The organism is Mycolicibacterium chitae, assembly GCF_900637205.1.
GTDB lineage: Bacteria > Actinomycetota > Actinomycetes > Mycobacteriales > Mycobacteriaceae > Mycobacterium > Mycobacterium chitae.
This window is the reverse complement of the sequence record NZ_LR134355.1, coordinates 1,789,609-1,808,438: the sequence shown is the minus strand read 5'-3', so window position 1 is coordinate 1,808,438 and position 18,830 is coordinate 1,789,609. Positions and strand designations below refer to the sequence as shown.

Genomic DNA, 18,830 nt, shown 5'->3' with positions numbered 1-18,830 from the left:
GTCTCGGGGTGTTGCGGATGAAACTGCCGTCTCGGCAAACCCGCTCACGGATGTGAGTTGAATCACTGCTTCCGTTCGTGTTGACGAACCTCACAAAGTCGCTACTCTCTGTATACAGCCACCGACAACCTGTATCCGAGAAGTGAGACATGTCGACAAGCTCAGTGAGTGAAACGGTCATCAACGGCCTTCGGCATGCGCTGCTGACCGGCGAGATCGACCCAGGCACCAAGCTGTCGCAGTCCCGCCTCGCCCAACAGTTCGGCGTCAGCCGCATCCCAGTGCGCGACGCCGTCCAGGCTCTGGTCGCCGAGGGTTTGATCGAGATGATCGATGGAGTCCCGCACGCGCGCGGACTCTCGATCCTCGAGCTACAGGAGCTCTACGAGATCCGTACCGCGGTCGAGCCGAACCTCACCCAAATCGCCGCCTCGGGTGTCGGCCGTGCCGAGACCATCCAAATGGCACAGCATTTCGACACGATGGCCAACACCACCGACGTCGTCGAATGGCTCGACGCCAACGCGTCCTTCCACGCCCTGATCTACCACCGCGCGAACCGGCCCAGAACCATCGAACTGGTCGACCAACTGCGCAAACTCACCGACCGCTACCTGTACCTGCATCTGGCGGTCATCGGCAACGTCGAGCACCTCCAAGAAGAACACGCTGCAATCCTCGACGCCGCCAAGGCCAACGACGGTCCGCTGCTCAAAGACTTGACCCGAAAACACCTCGAGACCTCACACGAGTTCATCGTCCACTACCTACTGGCTTGCGGGGACAGCGAGCACTGACTCGCTGGCTCCACCCACACCTGTACCCATCACGTCCGGCGATGGGTTGCGCCTGCGCGCGGTTTTAAAGTGAAAGGAAACGGCTGTGATCACACGAAAAGGTACGTTGGCCTTGCTCAGTAGTGCCGCGCTGGCACTGACCGCGTGCGGCGGCGGCGCCGGCAGTAGCGACAGCGCCGACAGCGTGAAGTTCGGCTGGCTCAACGGAATCACCGGGGACTATTCGTCCTACTACGAGCCTTCGCAGGCCGCCGTCACCATCGCCATCGACGAGATCAACGAGAACGGCGGCGTGCTGGGCAAAGAGGCCGTGCTGGTCACCGCCGACGACCTGTCCACGGTAGAGGGTGCGGTGCAAGGCTTTTCGCGGTTGGTCGATGTCGAAAGGGTTGTCGCCATCGGCGGCGTGGAGTCCACTGGCGGTCTGGCCATCCTCGACAGCGCCATCGAACAACAGATCCCGGTCTTCTGTCCCGGCTGCGGCTCGGCCGAACTCGACACCCTGGCCGGCGAATACATGTGGCGCATCACCGGATCTGACAGTGACGGCGGCACCATCGCCGCGCAGTTCGCCCGCGACGAAGGGGTGAAGCGGGTCGCGATCATGGCCCAGAACACCGAGGGCATGTCCGAACCGGCCGACGTCTTCAAGAAGGTCTTCCAGGACGGCACCGACGGCGAGATCGTCGCCGACATCCGCTTCAACCCCGGCCGCTCGTCTTATCAGGCCGAACTGCTCAAGGCCTTCGAATCCAATCCCGACGCCGTCTACCTGGCCGCTGGCCACGAAGCCGCCTCGGTGATCTTCCGCGAATGGCAACGCCGCGGCTACGGCGGAAAGTTCTACGTGTCACCGGATCTGGTGACGCCGCCCATCGGCGGCCTGATGCCCGACCTCGAGGACGGCGTCGCCGTCGGCGCGATCGCCGCTTACGACGTCGAGTCACCCGCCTACATCAGCTTCGCCGAACGCTTCAACGAGGCCACCGGTTACGCACCCTCCCCCGGTGTATACGACGCCAACCAGTACGACCAGTACATTGCGCTGGCATTGGCCATCACCAAGGCGCAGAGCACCGAAGGCGCCGCCATCGCCGAGGCCATCCCCCAGGTGCTCAATTCCGGTGGCACCGTGGTCTATTCCTACGCCGACGGGGTGCGCGAGCTCGAGGCCGGAAACGAGATCAACTACGACGGCGCCTCGGGCAGCCTGGAACTCAACGAGTACGGCAACCTCGCCTCGCCGCTGTTCGGTGAGCAGTTCATCATCGACGGCGCCTGGCAGCAGGTGGGCACGCTGAAGCTCGACCCCGAACTCCGGGAAGTTCTCGACCGCTGACACGCCGATAGCGCGTAGCACCCCCGCGGCGTCACCCGCCGGCGGCACTGATCGTGCCGTCGGCGGTGCCGACGCGCACCACGAATTGTCCGCATCCGACGTCCGAGAGGCGATGCTGTGCAATACCTGATCTTCGGTCTGGTGACCGGAAGCATCCTCGCGATGGCCACAGTCGGGTTCTCGATGGTCCGCCAGACCGAGGGATTCCTGAACATCGCCCACGGCCAGTTCCTGGCCCTGGCGGCGTTCCTGGGGCTGTTGGCCTGCCGCGACTTGGGCCTGCCCGTCTGGGCGGCGGCGCTGTTCGCCGCGATCACCACGGGCGCCGTCGCGGTGATCCTGTCCATCGTCATCTTCGAACCCATCCGGCAGAAAGGCGCCCTCGTCCAACTGTTCTCGTCGGTGGGCGTCGCCTATGTCGTCTACGGCACCTTGGTCATGGTGTTCGGGGCGAATCTGCAGAACTACCCGGTGACGTTCGGCGCGAGCTATCGCGTGCTCGGCGTGGAGGTCTCCTTCGGCGAGATCGCGATCATCGCCACCGCCGCGGTCTCCATCCTGGCCCTGCACCTGTTCCTCACCAAGACCTCCGCCGGGGTCTCGATCCGGGCGGTCGCCGGCAACCCCGACCTGGCCCGCGTCCGCGGGATCTCCACCCGGTCGGTGTCCTACCAGGTGTGGTTCGTCGCGGGCTTCCTCGCCGGGCTGGCCGGTGTGATGATCGGCATCATCGGCGCCGTCGGACCTGAACTCGGTTGGCAGAACATCATTCTGATCCTCGCCGCGGCCGTACTCGGTGGACTCGGCAGCACCTACGGCGTGATCGTCGCCAGCCTGATGCTCGGACTCGCGATGGACCTGTCCTCGCTGCTGATCCCGACGTCCTACCGCACCGTGGTCGCGTTCGTGGCCCTGATCATCGTCCTGCTCGTGCGACCCAGCGGGTTGTTCAGCGTCCGGCAAAGAAAGCAGGCTGCCTGATGAGCTCTCTCGTCGTCTTCCTGGTCGGCGTCCTCACCCTCGCCGGCATCTACGCGGCCCTGGCCATGGTGCTCAACCTCGTGGCCGGCTGGGCCGGCATGTGGGACCTGGGCGTGGCAGGCCTGGTCGGCGTGGCCAGCTACACCTACATCCTGCTCACCCAAACCCGCACCACCACGGGCCTGTTGATCTCACCGGGCCTGCCGATACCGGTCGGGGTCGTCGCCGCCATGGTGGTCACCGCGTTGGTCGCACTGCTCATCGCGGTGCCCTCGATCCGGCTGCGCGGGGAGTTCTTCCTCATCACCACCTTGGCCTTCGCCGAGGTGATCCACCAGATCGCCGTCAGCGAGACCGCACTCACGCGGGGCACCACCGGTTTCTCGTCGATCGACCGTCCGTTCAGCGACCTCGTCCCGCCCGGCTCGTATCGGTGGGTGCTGCTGGCGATGACCGCGGTGGTGGTGCTGGTGGTCTTCCTGCTGATGAACCGACTGGCCAAGACGCCGTATGTCCGGCTGCTGCGCGCTGCCCGCGACAACGAACCGGTCGCCCGGTCGCTGGGTAAACGAGTCGTCTACTACCGCATCATCACCTACGTCTTCGCCGGTGCGTTGATCGGGTTGATCGCTCCCCTGTACCTGTGGCATGTCCGCAGCGTGGTGCCGTCCCTGTTCGTCTCCGAGATGACCTTCGTGGTGTGGACCGCGCTGGTGATCGGCGGCATCGGCAGCCGCAGCGGCCCCGTGCTGGGCGCGAGCCTACTGATCGTGAGTACCGAGTTGCTCACCTTCCTGCAGGGATCCGCCGAGTACGCGCAGATGCTGGCGGCCACCCGCCCGATCATCCTCGGCCTGCTGCTCATCCTGGTGCTCCGGTTCCGCCCCTCCGGCCTGGTCAGTGAACGCTCTTCGTTCCAGCTCAGCGCCAAGGACCTGGGCCAGGGCCGATTGCTCCGACGACGAGGAGAGGCGGTGTCGCGATGACCTCCACACCCGCGCTCGAGGTGCAGCGCGTTCGGAAGGCCTTCGGCGGCGTGGTCGCCGTCGACGACGTGTCGATTCAGGCACCCGAAGGCACGATCACGGCCATCATCGGCCCCAACGGCGCCGGCAAGACCACGCTTTTCAACGTGCTCACCGGTTTCGACCAGGCCGACGTCGGCGAGGTGAGCCTGTTCGGCGACCGGGTGGAGAAGCTGCCGGCCTGGCGGATTGCGCAGCGCGGCATGGTCCGGTCCTTCCAGACGCCGGTCGGCTTCCCGCTGCTCAGCGTCTGGGAGAACCTGATGACCGCCGGTGCGGGCAAGTCGGAGTCGTTGTCCAACGCGCTGTTTCGCCGCAAGGCCTGGCGCGCCCTGGAACGAGAGACCAGCACCCGCGCCGAGAAGCTTCTCGACGAACTTGGCCTTGCCGACATCCAGGACCAGCGCCTGGAAGATCTCACCGCCGGTGAGACCAAGCTGGTCGACTTCGCGCGGTTGTTGATGGTGCAACCGCGGATGCTGCTGCTCGATGAGCCGGCGGCCGGTGTCGCGCCCAGCGGCATCGGGCGCCTGGCCGAACAGATCGGCGATCTGCGGGCCCGCGGCATCACCCTGCTGATCATCGACCACAACATCCAGTTCGTCTTCGCCGTCTCCGATTACGTGTACGTGATGGCCGAGGGCCGGGTGGTCGCCTCCGGGACTCCGCAGGAGATCTCCGAGCATCCGACCGTCGCGGAGATCTACCTCGGGAGCACACAATGACACTGCTGAGCGTGCAGAATCTGACCGCCGGTTACGCGAAACTTCCCGTTATCCACGATGTCTCGCTCACTGTCCAGCCGAACGAGACCGTCGCGCTGGTGGGCCCCAACGGGGCGGGTAAGTCCACCCTGCTCAAGTCGCTGTTCCAGCTCGTCAAGCCGATGTCGGGGACCATCCGGCTCCGGGACGCCGACATCGGGGCCGTACCCACGGCTCAACTGGTCCGCCACGGCATGGCCTATGTACCGCAGGGCGGCAACACCTTTCCGAACCTCACCGTCGAGGAGAACCTGCGGGTGGCGCTCCTGCCCGCGGGCCGCAACCAACTGACCCCGGGCCTGGAGTCGGCCTTCGACCGGTTCCCGGCGCTGGCCAAGCGCCGGCGGATGAGCGCCTCGACCCTGTCGGGCGGTGAGCGCCAGATGCTCGCCGTGGCCGGGGCTCTCGCGACCGGGCCGGAATTCTTGGCGCTCGATGAACCCACGACCGGGCTGGCGCCGGCCATCGTCCAGGAGTTGATTGCCCGGGTCGACGAAACGACGCGCGACGGCGTCGGCGTGCTGTGGGTGGTCGAGGAAAACCCCGCGGTCATCCTGCCGCACTGCGACCGGGTCTACATCATGCAGGGCGGCCGGATCGGCGACGAACAGGACGTCGCCGATGTCCTCGACGACGAGGGGCTACGCCGGCTGTTCTTCGGCATGGAAGAGGCCGAATAGACCAAGACCAGGCCCGCGTCCGCGCGAAACCTCAAAAGGCCGTATTCACAACAAGTAACAACCGTGGGGCGTCGCCCCGCAGGAGGTGGGAACCATGTCGCTTCAAGCCACTGACCGGAGCTCGGTGGAGAGCATCCTCGACGAACGGGTCGCCGTATCCGATGGTCTGATCTTCCTCTCCGGTCTGACCGCCGCCGACCCCGGTGTGGGTATTCCGCCGGAGGCGACGATGTCGACCGAATTCCCCTACTACGGTTCGGAAATCCAGAAGCAGACCACGCATCTGCTCGAAAAGGCGGTCCGCCTGTTGAACTCTCGCGGTGTTGGGCTGCAGGACGTCGTGAAGACCCAGGTGTTCATCACCGATTGCCGGCTGTTCGACGCCTTCGACCAAGTGTGGAAGCGCTTCTTCCCGGTGCCACCGCCCCGCACCACCGTCGGGGTCGGTGCGGACCGGCTGGCGGTGCCGGGCACCCTGGTGTCGGTCGACCTCATCGCCGCGTTGCCGGACACGGTCGACGTCCGACCGCTCGAGAGCCCTCGGTTGCCCAAACCGTTGGCCAACTACACGGCCTGCGTCGGCGCCGGCGACTGGCTGTTCCTGGCCGGTCAGCTTCCGACCGATTTCGGCGCGACCGGCTTGGCGCCCGGCGCTCAGGTGAATCCCCTTTTCCCACATCATGTCTCGCCGATCGTGGCGCAGGCCAACTACACCCTGGGCATCTGCGACACGCTGCTCACGGACGCAGGTGGCGACTGGGACAACGTGCTGCGGGTGGAAGTCTTCCTCAAGGATCTGCGCGACGCCCCGGTCTTCGAGCGGCTCTGGCGGGAGCGCTTCGATGGGGCGCCGCCACCCTGTGTGATCATCGGGGTCGACGAGTTGCTCACCGGCGGAGCGATCATCGAGATCGATGTCATCGCGGTCCGCAGCGGGGCGCCATCGGTGCACCGCGCCGTCGGCAACCGCGCCGAGGGGCATCGGATCTCGATCGGCGGCTCGGGGGCGACGAGCCTGGCCCTGGCCGAGATCGACGTCGACCACACCGTCGGCGACCGCAGCCAGAACGTCGAAGCGGCGGTGCGGGGCGCGCTCGCCGCGGCCGCCACGCAGGCCGGCGGGTCCGCGCACCCCATCAAGGTGCACGCATACCTGCCGGACAACGCAGATGTGTTCCCGTTCGGCCGCGCCCTGCTCGACAGCCAGGATCAGCCGGTGGCCGTGACGACCTCCCCGAATATCGGAACCTCCTCCAGCATCGTTCTCGAAATCGTCCTGCACGACACAGAAAGCAAATGACCAGTGAAGCAAGCCAACATCAATCGTCTCCTCATCGACGGCCGTGAAGCCGAGGGCCGCAGCGACATCCTCGACCTGATCAACCCCGCCACCGGCGAGGTCTTCGCGCGCTGCCACAGCGGCAACGAGGATGACATCGACGATGCCGTGCGCGCCGCCCACGCCGCGTTCGAATCGGGCGTATGGCGTGATGCTCCAATCCACGAACGCGCCCGCATCCTCAACCGGTTCTCCGACCTGATCGACGAGAACATGGAGGAGCTGTACCGGCTCGAAACGCTGAACAACGGGCGGCCGATCACCGAGACGAAGGCACAGATCACCCGCCTGTCCGAGTGGTACCGGTACAACGCTGCGCTGCTGCTGGCCGACCGCACCTCCGTGGTGCCGATGTCCGGGCCGTACCACTCCTACACCAGCCGCTTCCCGCTCGGCGTCGTCGGCATCCTGTCGTCGTTCAACCATCCGCTGATGATCGCCTCGAAGAGCCTCGCACCCGCGTTGGCCACCGGGAACAGCGTGGTGCTCAAGCCCTCCGAGCAGACCCCGCTGACCGCGCTGGTGATCGGCCGGCTCGCCGCCGAGGCCGGCATCCCCGACGGGGTGTTCAACGTGGTGCCCGGCCCGGGCCCCACCGCCGGCTCGGCCCTGGTGGAACACCCGCTGGTGAAGAAGGCGGTGTTCACCGGCGGCACCGAACCCGGCCGCTCTATCGCCGTGGCCACGGCACGCCGATTCGCCAAGGCCACACTGGAACTCGGCGGGAAGTCCCCGGTGCTGGTGTTCGACGACCTGCCCACCGAGATCTCCTCGCGGGGCACCGCATTCGGCGGATTCGTCGGCGCCGGCCAGACCTGTATCGCCGGCACCCGGCTGATCGTGCAGTCCACGATCCACGACGAGTTCGTCGAGCGGTTGGTCGCCCAAGCCGAGGCGATCCGCATCGGCGACCCTGCGCTGGCCGACACCCAACTGGGCCCGGTGATCTCGGAGAAGGCCCGTCGCCGCATCCTCGACTACGTGGCGCTCGGCGTCGAAGAGGGCGGGACAGTCGCCACCGGTGGCGAGGCGGCCAAAGTTCCCGGCCTGGACGGCTACTTCGTGAAACCGACCGTCCTCACCGGGATCCGCAACGACATGCGCATCGCCCGGGAGGAGATCTTCGGTCCGGTCCTGGTGGTCATCCCGTTCGACACCGAGGACGAGGCCATCGCCATGGCCAACGATTCGGACTTCGGGCTGGGCTCGTCGATCTGGACCGGTGACGTCGCCCGGGCGCACCGCGTCGCCGGCCGCCTGGAACAGGGCATCGTCTGGGTCAACGATCATCACCGCCTCGACCCGTGTTCGCCGTGGGGCGGCGTGCGGGAGAGCGGGCAGGGCCGCGAAGGCGGCTGGGAGTCGTTCCACGACTTCACCCAGGTCCGCGCGGTGACCGTCAGGACCGCTCCGGACTACGTCGACTGGTACGGCGGCGTGGGCCAGGACCGACTGAACTAGAAAGGGTATGCACATGACCACGGAAACATTCGCGACGGTGACCGACGGTGTTGTACGTGCCGTCCTGCCGCTGTCGGACGACGGGCTGATCTCCCTCGATGACTGCGACCGATTCACCGAACTGCTGATGTCGCCGCCGGAGTCGGCGCACATCGTGGTGATCGAGTCCCGGGCCCAGTCGTTCTGCCTGGGCCGGGAACGCAGCGCGGCGACCGTCCACGAACTGCCCGACGAGGTCGACCGCTTGGTGGCGGTCAACCACGCGCTACGGAACAGCCCGTTGGTGTCGGTGGCCAGGGTGCACGGCGATGCCGCCGGATTCGGCGTCGGCGTGGCCGCCCTGTCGGACATCGCCGTCGCCGCCGACACCGCGAAGTTCTTCTTCCCCGAAGTGAACATCGGGCTGGCCCCGACGCTCGTGCTGGCGTGGCTACCGCAACTGGTCGGGCGGCGGGAGGCCTTCCGGCTGACCGCAACCGGCGCCGCGATCTCGGCGGAGCGCGCCGCCGCGTTGGGCCTGGTGTCCGAAACCGCCACCGCCGCGGACCTCGACGCCAGGGTGGACGCCGTCGTGCAAGAACTGCGGCGCCACAATCCGCGGGTGCACCGGGAGATCCGTGATTTCCTGCGCGCCACCGATCAGGCGACCGAGGCCCAAGCCACCGAGCTGGCCAAATCCCGCCTGGTCATCGGATCGCTGCGCCGACAGTCCTGACCGAGGTCCGCGGTGCCGCAACCTGTCGACGACATCGACTGGGAGATCGTCGAATTCGTGGTGAACTGGGCCCCGTTCGGTGGCCCCGATCCCGAGGAGGCGCTCCCCCGGTTCGGCATGTCGTGTGAGCAGATCTGGGCGCGCTTCACCGACATCGTCGACGAGGTCGGGCGGTCCGACGCCCGACTCGATCGGCGCCGACGGGAACTGGTACGGCGGGCCCGCCGGGTGCTGGGTCGCGCGGACGGCGGTGCGCCGCATCGGTCGTCCGCGTCGGACCCCGCCGATCCGCTCGCGATCTCGGCGCCCGGGCACTGGGTAGCGCGGCGCGGCGTCTGGTACTGGCGGTAGCCCCTACCAGTTGCTCACCGCGTAGTCCTTCAGGAAGCACCCGTAGAGATCCTCACCGGCCTCCCCGCGCACGATCGGGTCGTACACCCGCGCCGCGCCGTCGACCAGATCCAGCGGGGCGTGGAAGCCCTCCTCGGCCAGCCGCAGCTTGGTCGGGTGGGGGCGTTCGTCGGTGATCCAGCCGGTATCGACGGCGGTCATCAAAATGCCGTCCTGCGAGAGCATTTCGGCCGCGCTGGTGCGGGTGAGCATGTTCAGCGCGGCCTTGGCCATGTTGGTGTGCGGATGCCCGGGGCCCTTGTAGCCGCGGCTGAACTGGCCTTCCATCGCCGAGACGTTCACCACGTACTTGCGCCGCGCGCTCGAGGCGGCCAGCGCGCCACGCAGCCGGCTGATCAAGATGAACGGCGCGGTCTGGTTGCACAGCTGCACCTCGAGCAGTTCCAGCGCGTCGACCTCGTGCACGCGCTGGGTCCAGCTGTTGACCGGGGCGGTGTCCGGCAGCAGCCCGCCGGCGTCGATGGCGGTCCCTGCGGCGATCCGCGCCGGGGAGGCGCTGCGCGCCACCAGGGCGAGTTCGGTCAGGGCGTGCGGCTGCTGGTGTTCGGCCAGGCTGCCGGCCAACGCGGCCGGGTGGGCATCGCTGACGTGGTCGAAGGTGATCACGTCGACCAGTTCCGGGGCCGGGGTCCGCTCGGCCTCGACCAGCGCGGCATAGGAGCCCGGCGCGCGGCGCACGGTCTGGGCGGCATTGTTGATCAGGATATCCAGCGGGCCCCGCTCGGCCACGGCGTCGGCCAGCGCGACCACCTGCGCCGGATCCCGCAGGTCGATGCCGACCACGCGCAGCCGGTGCAGCCAGTCGGCGCTGTCGGGCATGCCGGCGAACCGGCGTACCGCGTCGTTGGGAAAACGGGTGGTGACGGTGGTGTGGGCCCCGTCGCGCAGCAGACGCAGCGCGATGTACATGCCGATCTTCGCACGCCCGCCGGTGAGCAGGGCGCTGCGGCCGGTCAGGTCGGTGCGCGCATCGCGTTTGCTGTGGTTGAAGGCGGCGCACTGCGGGCAGAGCTGGTGGTAGAACGCGTCGACCACGGTGTAGCGGTTCTTGCAGACGTAGCAGGCCCGCGACCGCTGCAGCGTGCCCGCGGTGGCACCCACCGCGGTGGACACCAGGGGCAGCCCCTGGGTCTCGTCGTCGATGCGACCGGGCGCCCCGGTGGCCGTGGCGGCGGTGACGGCATTGTCGGCCGCGGCGATGGCGTCGCGCTTGGCGTGGCGGCGGGCGATCTTCACCGACTTCCACAGGCTCGCGGTCGCGCGGCGCACCGCGACGGCGTCGGGGTGCTCGGGCGGCAGCGTCTCGACCTCGGCGAGCACCCGCAGGCACAGTTTCAGCTGTTCAGGATCGATCGCGGTCACGCTGCAACGGTACGGGGCCCTCAGCCGAACTTGCGCTCCGAGGCCGTCTCCGGTGCGTCGTCGGCCGTCGCGGTCAGGAACCGATCGGGCAGCGCCAGCTTGAGGATGGTGCGCTGGGTCAGAAAGAACTGCCGCGCAAAAGGTCCCGTGGTGTAGGGCAGGTCGTACTTGTCGCAGAGTTCACGCACCCGCTCGGCGATCTGGGCGTAGCGGTTGCTGGGCAGGTCGGGGAACAGGTGGTGTTCGATCTGGTAGCAGAGGTTACCGCTGGCGAAGGCCAGCACCGGGCCCGCGTCGAAGTTGGCCGTGCCGAGCATCTGGCGCAGATACCAGTCCGGCTTGGTCTCGTCAGCCAGGGCCTCCTCGGTGAACTTCTCGGCGCCGTCGGGGAAATGCCCGCAGAAGATCACCGCGTAGGCCCACAGGTTGCGCAGGACGTTGGCCGCGATGTTGGCGGTCAGGGTGCGCCGCCACCGTCGCCCGCTCAGCGCCGGCAGCAGCAGATAATCCTTGGCCAGCTGCCGACGAGTCTTGCGCATCAAAGCCGCGCTCTGGGAAGATCTTTCGGCGTCCGAGTCGGCGCGCTCGTGTTCGGAGTGCAGGCCGTGCATGGCGATGCCCCACTCGAAGATGAGGGCCAGCAACAGGTTACGCACGGGCTGGGCGAGCCATTTACGCCGCCACGGCTCGTCGCGCGAGACCCGCATGATGCCGAAGCCCAGGTCGTCGTCGACGCCCAGGACGTTGGTGTACATGTGATGCCGATAGTTGTGGGAGTAGCGCCACTGCGACGACACCCCGGCCATGTCCCACTCCCAGGTGTTGGAGTGGATCTCCGGGTCGTTCATCCAGTCCCACTGGCCGTGCCCGATGTTGTGGCCGAGTTCCATGTTCTCGACGCTCTTGGCCACCGCCAGCGACACCGCGCCCAGCGCCCAGGTGGTCTTGGAGCGGCTGCTGAAGATCAGCAGCCGCGCGGCGGCGTCCAGCGCCCGTTGGAATCGGATGGTGCGGTGGATGTAGGCGGCGTCGCGGGCGCCCAGCGAGTTCTCGATCTCGACGCGGATGGAATCCAGCTCGGCACCGAGCGCATCGATATCCGTGCGGCTCAGGTGCGCGTAGCGTGCAACGTCGGTAATGGCCATGAATGTCCTGGTGTCGGCGTGAATTGTCGGTCGGCGTTCCGGACGGGCTGGGTTTACCAACAGTGCAACCGTACCTGCTCGTTGTCGACCACACTGGTCCTCATGACAGAAACCGGTGTCACCCGCGTGGCGGTCTACCTCGACTTCGACAACATCGTGATTTCTCGATACGACCAGGTCAACGGTCGTAACTCGTTCCAGCGTGACCGGGCCAAGAATCCGGCCGACCACGCCGAGCGGTTCGACCGCGCCACCGTGGACGTCGGCGCCATCATCGACTTCGCCTCCTCGTTCGGCACGCTGGTGCTGACCCGGGCCTATGCGGACTGGTCGGCGGAGATCAACGCCGCCTACCGCGACCAGCTGGTGGGACGCGCGGTCGACCTGGTGCAGCTGTTCCCGGCCGCGGCCTACGGCAAGAACGGCGCGGACATCCGGCTGGCCGTCGACGCCGTGGAGGACATGTTCCGGCTGCCGGACCTGACGCACGTGGTGATCGTCGCCGGCGACTCCGACTACATCGCGCTGGCGCAGCGTTGCAAGCGGCTCGGCCGCTACGTGGTGGCCATCGGGGTGGCCGGGTCGTCGAGCCGCTCGCTGGCCGCCGCGTGCGACGAGTTCGTCACCTACGACGCGCTGCCGGGCGTCCCGGTGTTCGAACCGGCCGCCACCGACGAGTCGGCGCCGAAGCACCGCAAGCGCTCGGCCAAGGCCGCCAAGGAGCCCGATCCGCAGGCCGCGGCCACCGCGCTGCTGACCCGCGCGCTGCAGATCGGGCTCGAGAAGGACGACGTCGAATGGCTGCACAACTCGGCGGTCAAGGCGCAGATGAAGCGCATGGACCCGTCGTTCAGCGAGAAGTCGTTGGGCTACAAGTCCTTCAGCGACTTCCTGCGGTCGCGCCCGGAGGTGGAGTTGGACGAGAGCTCGACCACGCGAATGGTGCGGCTGAAGGATTCTTCCGGCTAGGTCACTGCGCTTCTTCTCGGCGCAGCTGTTCGACCGCGCGCTCGCGGAGTTCGATCTTGCGGACCTTGCCCGTGACGGTCATCGGGTAGTCGTCGATCACCGCGACGTGGCGGGGGATCTTGTAGTGCGCGATCCGGCCCGCGCAGAACTCCCGGATGGACTCGGCGGTGGGCGGCGCGGCGCCCTCCCTGATCCGCAGCCACGCCATCAGCTCCTCCCCGTAGCGCTCGTCGGGCACCCCGACCACCTGGGCATCGATGACGTCGGGGTGCTGGTAGAGGAATTCCTCGATCTCCCGCGGATACACGTTCTCGCCGCCGCGGATCACCATGTCCTTGATCCGGCCGGTGATCGCCACGTACCCGTCGTCGTCCATGACGGCGATATCCCCGGTGTGCATCCAGCCGTCGGCGTCGAGCACCTCGGCGGTCTTCTTCGGGTCGTTCCAGTAGCCGGCCATCACGCTGTAGCCGCGGGTGCACAGTTCGCCGGGGGCACCGCGCGCCACGATCTCCCCGGAATCGGGGTCGACGACCTTGATCTCGAGGTGCGGGCCGGCCGTGCCGACCGTGCCGGTGCGCTGGACCAGCGTGTCGGAGGGGCGGGTCTGGGTGGAGACCGGGGAGGTCTCGGTCATGCCGTAGCAGATGGCGACCTCACCCATGTTCATCTGCTCGATGACCTGCGTCATCACCACCTCGGGGCACGGTGAGCCGGCCATGATCCCGGTCCGCAGGCTGCCGAGGTCGTAGGAGTCGAGGTTCTCGAGCGCCAGCTCGGCGATGAACATCGTCGGCACCCCATACAGCGAGGTGCATCGTTCGGCCGACACCGCCGCCAGCGTCGCGGCCGGGTCGAAACCCGGCGCGGGGATGACCATCGTCGACCCGTGCGAGGTGCACGCCAGGTTGCCCATCACCATCCCGAAGCAGTGGTAGAACGGGACCGGGATGCAGACCCGGTCGTGTTCGGTGTAGCCGACGCCCTCGCCGACGAAGTAACCGTTGTTGAGGATGTTGCTGTGGGTCAGCTTGGCCCCCTTGGGGAATCCCGTTGTGCCCGAGGTGTATTGGATGTTGATCGGGTCGTGCGGCGTGAGGCCCGCGGCGACGTCGGCCAGCGCAGCGTCGTCGATCGGGGACGCCGCCAGCGATTGCCACGCATCGGATCCGACGATGATGACGTCCTGCAGGTCCGGACACTTGCCGGCCACCGCGGCGAGCATGGCCTCGTAGTCGGACGTCTTGAACGACGACGCCGCGATCACGGTGCGAATCCCGGACTGGTTCAGCACATACTCGAGTTCCTTGACCTGGTAGGCCGGGTTGATGGTGACGAGAATGGCACCGATGCGCGCCGACGCGTACTGCACCAACGTCCACTCGGCGGTGTTCGGGGACCAGATGCCCACGCGGTCACCGGGACGCAGACCCAGCGCCAGCAGCCCACTGGCGGTGCGACGCGTGTCCTTGTCGAACTCGCGGTAGGTCCACCGGCGGCCGGTGCTGACCTCGACGAGGGCTTCCCGATCGCCGAAGGCGGCGACCATCCGGTCGAGATTGGCGCCGATCGTCTCCGTGAGCAGGGGTGTGTCCGTGCTGCCCTTCACGTACGACGCCGCGCTGTGCTCTTTCAGGGCCACTGCCAAGCTCCTCGGGTCGACGGGCGGGCCATCCCCGCCGCTTGTGATCCAAGTTACTATATGACATAGTGTTCGTAATACTCGACGATGTGTCAATTATTGAGAGGCACCCATGTCCGTCACCCTGCCCGTCTCCGGCACCAAGCTCGACGTGGACTTCGACCCGGCACCGATCCGGGCGCGCTACGCCGAGGAGCGGGACCGCCGCCTGCGGCCCGACCACCTCGGCCAGTTCCAAGGCCTGTCCGACGTGCGCGCGGCCGACGATGCCGACCCCTACAGCGAGCCCATCGAGCGCGACGCCCTGACCGCCGAGCACGACGTCGTCATCCTCGGCGGCGGCTTCGGCGGCCTGCTGGCCGGCGCCTACCTGACCCGGCAAGGCGTGACCGACTTCCGCATCGTCGAACAGGCCGGCGATTTCGGCGGCACCTGGTACTGGAACCGCTACCCCGGCGTGCAATGCGACGTCGAGTCCTACATCTACCTGCCGCTGCTGGAGGAGACCGGCTACATCCCCACCCAGCGCTACGCCGACGGCGACGAGATCTTCGCCCACGCCCAACGCATCGGCCGGCACTTCGATCTCTACCGCGCCGCGCTGTTCCAGACCGCGGTGACCTCGGCGACCTGGTCGCAGGACCGGCAGCGCTGGGAAATCCGCACCGACCGCGGCGATGTCCTGACCGCGAAGTACGTCGTGCGCGCCAACGGGCCCCTGAACAAGCCGCAGTTCCCGCGGGTCGACGGCATCGCCGACTTCAAGGGCGCGATGTTCCACACCAGTCGCTGGGACTACGACTACACCGGCGGCGATCAGCACGGCGGCATGACCAAGTTGGCCGACAAACGCGTCGCGATCATCGGCACCGGCGCGACCGGGGTCCAGGCCGTACCGTTCCTCGCCGAGGACGCCGCCGAACTGTTCGTCATCCAACGCACCCCCAGCGTCGTCGGTCCCCGCGACAACCGGCCCACCGACCCGGACTGGGTGGCCGGCCTGACGCCGGGTTGGCAACAGCGCCGCCACCACAACTTCAACTCCCTGGTCAACGGTCACCCGCAGGACCAGAACCTGGTCGGCGACATCTGGACCACGGTGCTGACGGCCGTCACCGGACAGCATCTCGTCGAGGCGCCGCTGGACACGTTGGCGATCGAGGACCAGATCGCGCTCGCCGAAGTCGCCGACATGCAGGTCATGCGGACCGTGCACGCCCGCATCGAGGACATCGTCGAAGATCCGGCGACCGCCGAGGCGCTCAAGCCGTGGTTCGGCGCGGTCTGCAAGCGCCCCACCTTCAACGACGAGTACCTGCAGTCGTTCAACAAGCCCACCGTGCATCTGGTCCACTCCCCCGGCGGGGTCGAAAAGTTCACCGAGACAGGCCTTGTGGTCGACGGCAAGCACTACGAGGTCGACTGCATCGTCTTCGCGACCGGTTTCGAGACCGGCTCGTCCACCGCCGCGCGGTACGGCTACGACATTATCGGCCGCGACGGGGTGTCGATGCGGGACGAATTCGCCGACGGCCACAAGACCCTGCACGGGTTCTTCTCCCGCAAGTTCCCCAACTTCGTCGAACTCGGGGTGAGCCAGAACGCCTACGTCGTCAACTTCACCTACATGCTCGACCGCAAGGCCCGCCACGCCGCCCGCATCCTGCACCACGCCCTCAAGCACCACATCGCCGCCATCGAACCCGACGATGCCGCCCAGGCAGACTGGGTCCAACTGACCCGAGAATCCGGATTGGCTCGACTGTTCTACTTCTCCACGTGCACACCGGGCTACTACAACGGCCAGGGCGATCTCCAGCACGGCTTCTGGGGCGACGTCTACCAGGGCAGCGAGGTCGAGTTCTGGGAGATGATCGACACCTGGTGGGAAGCAGGCGATTTCAAGGGGCTGGAGCTCGAGTCCGCCGGCCCGGAAGTCCAGGGCTGAGGCGACGATGACCACTCGCTCGCCGTTGGTCTGCGTCCACGGATTCAGTGGCAGCCAGCGACACTGGCAGCCGATCCTGCCCCTGCTGCAGGCCCACCATGACGTCCATGTGGTGACGCTGGCCGGCCACGCCGACGGGAGATCGCTGCCGGCGGGCCAACGTGCCACCGTCGCCGCGCTGGCCGATCACCTCGAACGCGACCTCGACGCGCTCGGAATCGAACGGGCCCACCTGGTGGGCAACTCGCTGGGCGGTTGGCTGTCGCTGGAGATGGCCACCCGCGGGCGCGCCCTGTCCGTGCTGGCGCTGTCCCCGGCGCTCGGCTGGTATCCGGGCAGGCACGTGCGGACGGTGAAACTCAAACTGGTGTTGGCGCGCCGACTCTTCACGATGCTGGGTCCGGTTGCCCCGCAGGCGCTTCGGAGTGGCCTGCTGCGTCGGCTGGCCCTCGGCGCCGCCGTCGCGGACACCCGCAACATGTCCCCGGCGGACGCGGCCGCCTTCGTCGAGGACAACCTGCGCTGCAGCGTCTACTTCGAACTGGTCGACGACGTCGTGGGCAGCGAGCACCAACTCGGCGCCGTGCAGTGTCCCACTGAGATCGCCTGGTCGGAGCGCGACGCGCTGATTCCGTACGACCCCTATGGCCTGCGGTTCCGGGCTCTGGTGCCCAACGCACAGTTCACCACCCTCCCGCGCGTGGGGCACGTACCGATGTACGACGACCCGGAGTTGGTGGCGCGCACGGTGCTCGACATGACCAGCGCCGTGGACGCGAAGCGCGACTGACAGCCCGGGGTCAGCCCGGGCTGGGTGTGGAGATCCCCCACCCCGACGCCAGCCAGATTGCCTGCACCATCTCGCGGGACTTCCGGGTGCGCTGAGAGTCGTTCTGACGCAGCCGATCCAGGTAGAAGATGTGCATGGTCATCTCAAGCAGCATCGTGATGAGCCCGCGCACGTCGGCCGAAACCGGATGCGCCACACCCTGTTCCTGGTCCTTGATCAGTTGATCGGCGATGACGTCGGCGAGGCGCAGGATCCACTCGTCCCACAGTTGCGCCAGCTGCTCATCCAGCGGCACGGCCTGCACCGAGGCCATCAGCACGCCCTCGTTGTCGTGCCAGAGCTCCAGCGCGATATCGGCGGTGCGACCGATGAAGTCGTGGATGGACTCGTCGTCGGCGCGGGTGAAGAACTGCGCCCGGTTCATCAACTCGGCCCAGATCTCGGCGGTGATCACGGCCAACGGCGCATACTTCGAGTCGAAGTAAAAGTAGAACCCCGAGCGCCGCACGCCGGCCGCCGCCGCAATCTCACCGACGGTCAATTCCCCGATCGGGCGTGCAGCGAGCAACTCCGGCAGACAGTCGAGGATGGCGCGGCGCTGCCGCTCCCCCTTGCTGGGCGCGCGCCGGTCTCCGAGGAGAACAGCGTTGTCCCTCGCCGCACCAGATGCTGAGGTGGACATGACAGACAACTCTATCTTGCGCAGCCCTGCGGGGACGCCGAGAAGTAGCTGCCGTACGCGTTTCCGCAGGACGGGGTGTCACTGAGCTTCTTCTCGGCGACGGAGTGCTGGTGGGGCGGGCGGGGCTCGAACCCGCGACCAGCGGATTATGAGTCCGCGGCTCTAACCGACTGAGCTACCGCCCCCGATCGATGCGGACATTATGTTCCCACGTCGGGTGGCGTGGCTCGAAGCAGGTGGCCACCGGCGACCTCAGCGGATCATCTCCGTCACCGCCCCCGACAGCGCGCGCATCGCGGGCACGGCGCGCAGCAGCGCGCTGACGTGCTCGTCGGACAACTCCCCCAGCGCCTGGGACACCGACCCGGCCAGCGCGGTCTCGATCGCGGAGCGGTCCTTGCGGGCCCTGGCGGTCGGGTGCAGCAGCGTCATCCGCTTGTCGTCGGGGTCCGGCCGCTTCTCGATCAGCCCACGGGCCACCAGTGAGCGCACCGCGGCGCTGACGTTGCTGGGCTGCATGGCGATCGAGGCCGCCGCATCCGAAACCCCGCGGCCGGGTTGTTCGAGCACGGCCCGCAGCACCGCGACCTCGGAAGCCGGCAGCGGCTCCAGCCCCACCTGCGCGGGACCGAAACGGGCGATGCGCCACGACAACTCGTGCAGCGCCAGCGCGAGGTCGCGGGTGTCCGAAGCGGTGACGTCCATCACGTCAGCATACTCATAATCTTGACATACATATGTCGTCATAGCTATATTCTCATACATACTTCCCGCAGATGC

General features: G+C 67.3%; 18 protein-coding genes and 1 tRNA gene. 13 read left to right on the top strand and 6 right to left on the bottom strand.

What is annotated here, in order from left to right; genetic code table 11:
* The first annotated feature begins 164 nt into the window (after nucleotides 1-164).
* From EL338_RS08615 to EL338_RS08570, 10 genes are all read left to right on the top strand, one after another.
* Nucleotides 165-797: a GntR family transcriptional regulator gene (locus EL338_RS08615; RefSeq protein ID WP_126333386.1), complete on the top strand. Its 633-nt coding sequence runs from the start codon at nucleotides 165-167 to the stop codon at nucleotides 795-797.
* 112 nt (nucleotides 798-909) lie between these two features.
* The gene (locus EL338_RS08610; RefSeq protein WP_235666410.1) at nucleotides 910-2,136 is read left to right on the top strand and encodes an ABC transporter substrate-binding protein; all 1,227 of its coding nucleotides are present in this window, start codon (nucleotides 910-912) and stop codon (nucleotides 2,134-2,136) included.
* 117 nt (nucleotides 2,137-2,253) lie between these two features.
* Complete coding sequence (locus tag EL338_RS08605; protein ID WP_235666409.1) at nucleotides 2,254-3,117, top strand: branched-chain amino acid ABC transporter permease; 864 nt, start codon at nucleotides 2,254-2,256, stop codon at nucleotides 3,115-3,117.
* Entirely contained in the window at nucleotides 3,117-4,103 is a 987-nt protein-coding gene (locus tag EL338_RS08600) for a branched-chain amino acid ABC transporter permease (protein WP_126333383.1), read from the top strand. Before EL338_RS08605 ends, EL338_RS08600 begins: the two co-directional genes overlap by 1 nt.
* On the top strand, nucleotides 4,100-4,867 hold the full coding sequence (locus EL338_RS08595; protein ID WP_126333382.1) for an ABC transporter ATP-binding protein: 768 nt from the start codon (nucleotides 4,100-4,102) through the stop codon (nucleotides 4,865-4,867). The genes EL338_RS08600 and EL338_RS08595 overlap by 4 nt, the downstream gene beginning before the upstream one ends.
* Nucleotides 4,864-5,586 carry an ABC transporter ATP-binding protein gene (locus tag EL338_RS08590; protein ID WP_126333381.1) on the top strand — a complete coding sequence of 241 codons (723 nt, stop codon included), beginning with the start codon at nucleotides 4,864-4,866 and terminating at the stop codon, nucleotides 5,584-5,586. Before EL338_RS08595 ends, EL338_RS08590 begins: the two co-directional genes overlap by 4 nt.
* A 94-nt stretch (nucleotides 5,587-5,680) precedes the next feature.
* Nucleotides 5,681-6,886 carry a RidA family protein gene (locus tag EL338_RS08585; RefSeq protein ID WP_126333380.1) on the top strand — a complete coding sequence of 402 codons (1,206 nt, stop codon included), beginning with the start codon at nucleotides 5,681-5,683 and terminating at the stop codon, nucleotides 6,884-6,886.
* Between the two features lie 3 nt (nucleotides 6,887-6,889).
* Nucleotides 6,890-8,386 (top strand): aldehyde dehydrogenase, encoded by a 1,497-nt coding sequence (locus tag EL338_RS08580; protein ID WP_126333379.1) that lies wholly within the window; start codon nucleotides 6,890-6,892, stop codon nucleotides 8,384-8,386.
* A 13-nt stretch (nucleotides 8,387-8,399) separates the two neighbouring features.
* Nucleotides 8,400-9,101: an enoyl-CoA hydratase/isomerase family protein gene (locus EL338_RS08575; protein WP_126333378.1), complete on the top strand. Its 702-nt coding sequence runs from the start codon at nucleotides 8,400-8,402 to the stop codon at nucleotides 9,099-9,101.
* A gap of 12 nt (nucleotides 9,102-9,113) precedes the next feature.
* On the top strand, nucleotides 9,114-9,452 hold the full coding sequence (locus EL338_RS08570; protein WP_126333377.1) for a hypothetical protein: 339 nt from the start codon (nucleotides 9,114-9,116) through the stop codon (nucleotides 9,450-9,452).
* 3 nt (nucleotides 9,453-9,455) lie between these two features.
* On the opposite strand, the gene EL338_RS08565 is transcribed toward EL338_RS08570, so the two are convergent.
* Together EL338_RS08565 and EL338_RS08560 are read right to left on the bottom strand one after the other, a co-directional pair.
* Nucleotides 9,456-10,874: an SDR family oxidoreductase gene (locus EL338_RS08565; protein WP_126333376.1), complete on the bottom strand. Its 1,419-nt coding sequence runs from the start codon at nucleotides 10,872-10,874 to the stop codon at nucleotides 9,456-9,458.
* A gap of 20 nt (nucleotides 10,875-10,894) precedes the next feature.
* A complete protein-coding gene (locus EL338_RS08560) occupies nucleotides 10,895-12,019 on the bottom strand; it encodes a fatty acid desaturase family protein (RefSeq protein WP_126333375.1) in 1,125 nt (374 codons plus the stop codon).
* Between the two features lie 102 nt (nucleotides 12,020-12,121).
* Here EL338_RS08560 and EL338_RS08555 point away from each other — a divergent pair, with 102 nt between their 5' ends.
* Nucleotides 12,122-12,988 carry an NYN domain-containing protein gene (locus EL338_RS08555; RefSeq protein WP_126333374.1) on the top strand — a complete coding sequence of 289 codons (867 nt, stop codon included), beginning with the start codon at nucleotides 12,122-12,124 and terminating at the stop codon, nucleotides 12,986-12,988.
* 1 nt (nucleotide 12,989) lies between these two features.
* Here EL338_RS08555 and EL338_RS08550 read toward each other — a convergent pair whose 3' ends face one another.
* Nucleotides 12,990-14,630 carry an AMP-binding protein gene (locus tag EL338_RS08550; protein WP_308213122.1) on the bottom strand — a complete coding sequence of 547 codons (1,641 nt, stop codon included), beginning with the start codon at nucleotides 14,628-14,630 and terminating at the stop codon, nucleotides 12,990-12,992.
* A 112-nt stretch (nucleotides 14,631-14,742) separates the two neighbouring features.
* On the opposite strand from EL338_RS08550, the gene EL338_RS08545 reads away from it, so the two are divergent.
* On the top strand, nucleotides 14,743-16,578 hold the full coding sequence (locus EL338_RS08545; RefSeq protein WP_126333373.1) for a flavin-containing monooxygenase: 1,836 nt from the start codon (nucleotides 14,743-14,745) through the stop codon (nucleotides 16,576-16,578).
* Nucleotides 16,579-16,585: 7 nt separating this feature from the next.
* Nucleotides 16,586-17,368, top strand: coding sequence for an alpha/beta fold hydrolase (locus tag EL338_RS08540; protein WP_126333372.1), 783 nt, complete (start codon nucleotides 16,586-16,588; stop codon nucleotides 17,366-17,368).
* Nucleotides 17,369-17,378: 10 nt separating this feature from the next.
* Here EL338_RS08540 and EL338_RS08535 read toward each other — a convergent pair whose 3' ends face one another.
* The 3 genes from EL338_RS08535 to EL338_RS08525 all read right to left on the bottom strand — a co-directional run bounded on the left by EL338_RS08535 (nucleotide 17,379) and on the right by EL338_RS08525 (nucleotide 18,755).
* A complete protein-coding gene (locus EL338_RS08535; RefSeq protein WP_126333371.1) occupies nucleotides 17,379-18,050 on the bottom strand; it encodes a TetR/AcrR family transcriptional regulator in 672 nt (223 codons plus the stop codon).
* A 108-nt stretch (nucleotides 18,051-18,158) separates the two neighbouring features.
* Nucleotides 18,159-18,235 (bottom strand) — tRNA-Ile (locus EL338_RS08530).
* A gap of 67 nt (nucleotides 18,236-18,302) precedes the next feature.
* A complete protein-coding gene (locus tag EL338_RS08525) occupies nucleotides 18,303-18,755 on the bottom strand; it encodes a MarR family winged helix-turn-helix transcriptional regulator (protein ID WP_126333370.1) in 453 nt (150 codons plus the stop codon).
* Nucleotides 18,756-18,830 lie beyond the last annotated feature (75 nt).

Coding starts and splice junctions, on each gene's coding strand:
- EL338_RS08545 (WP_126333373.1), top strand. CDS start 14,743: ATGTCCGTCACCCTGCCCGTCTCCGGCACCAAGCTCGACGTGGACTTC.
- EL338_RS08600 (WP_126333383.1), top strand. CDS start 3,117: ATGAGCTCTCTCGTCGTCTTCCTGGTCGGCGTCCTCACCCTCGCCGGC.
- EL338_RS08555 (WP_126333374.1), top strand. CDS start 12,122: ATGACAGAAACCGGTGTCACCCGCGTGGCGGTCTACCTCGACTTCGAC.
- EL338_RS08525 (WP_126333370.1), bottom strand. CDS start 18,755: ATGGACGTCACCGCTTCGGACACCCGCGACCTCGCGCTGGCGCTGCAC.
- EL338_RS08560 (WP_126333375.1), bottom strand. CDS start 12,019: ATGGCCATTACCGACGTTGCACGCTACGCGCACCTGAGCCGCACGGAT.
- EL338_RS08585 (WP_126333380.1), top strand. CDS start 5,681: ATGTCGCTTCAAGCCACTGACCGGAGCTCGGTGGAGAGCATCCTCGAC.
- EL338_RS08540 (WP_126333372.1), top strand. CDS start 16,586: ATGACCACTCGCTCGCCGTTGGTCTGCGTCCACGGATTCAGTGGCAGC.
- EL338_RS08590 (WP_126333381.1), top strand. CDS start 4,864: ATGACACTGCTGAGCGTGCAGAATCTGACCGCCGGTTACGCGAAACTT.
- EL338_RS08595 (WP_126333382.1), top strand. CDS start 4,100: ATGACCTCCACACCCGCGCTCGAGGTGCAGCGCGTTCGGAAGGCCTTC.
- EL338_RS08575 (WP_126333378.1), top strand. CDS start 8,400: ATGACCACGGAAACATTCGCGACGGTGACCGACGGTGTTGTACGTGCC.
- EL338_RS08535 (WP_126333371.1), bottom strand. CDS start 18,050: ATGTCCACCTCAGCATCTGGTGCGGCGAGGGACAACGCTGTTCTCCTC.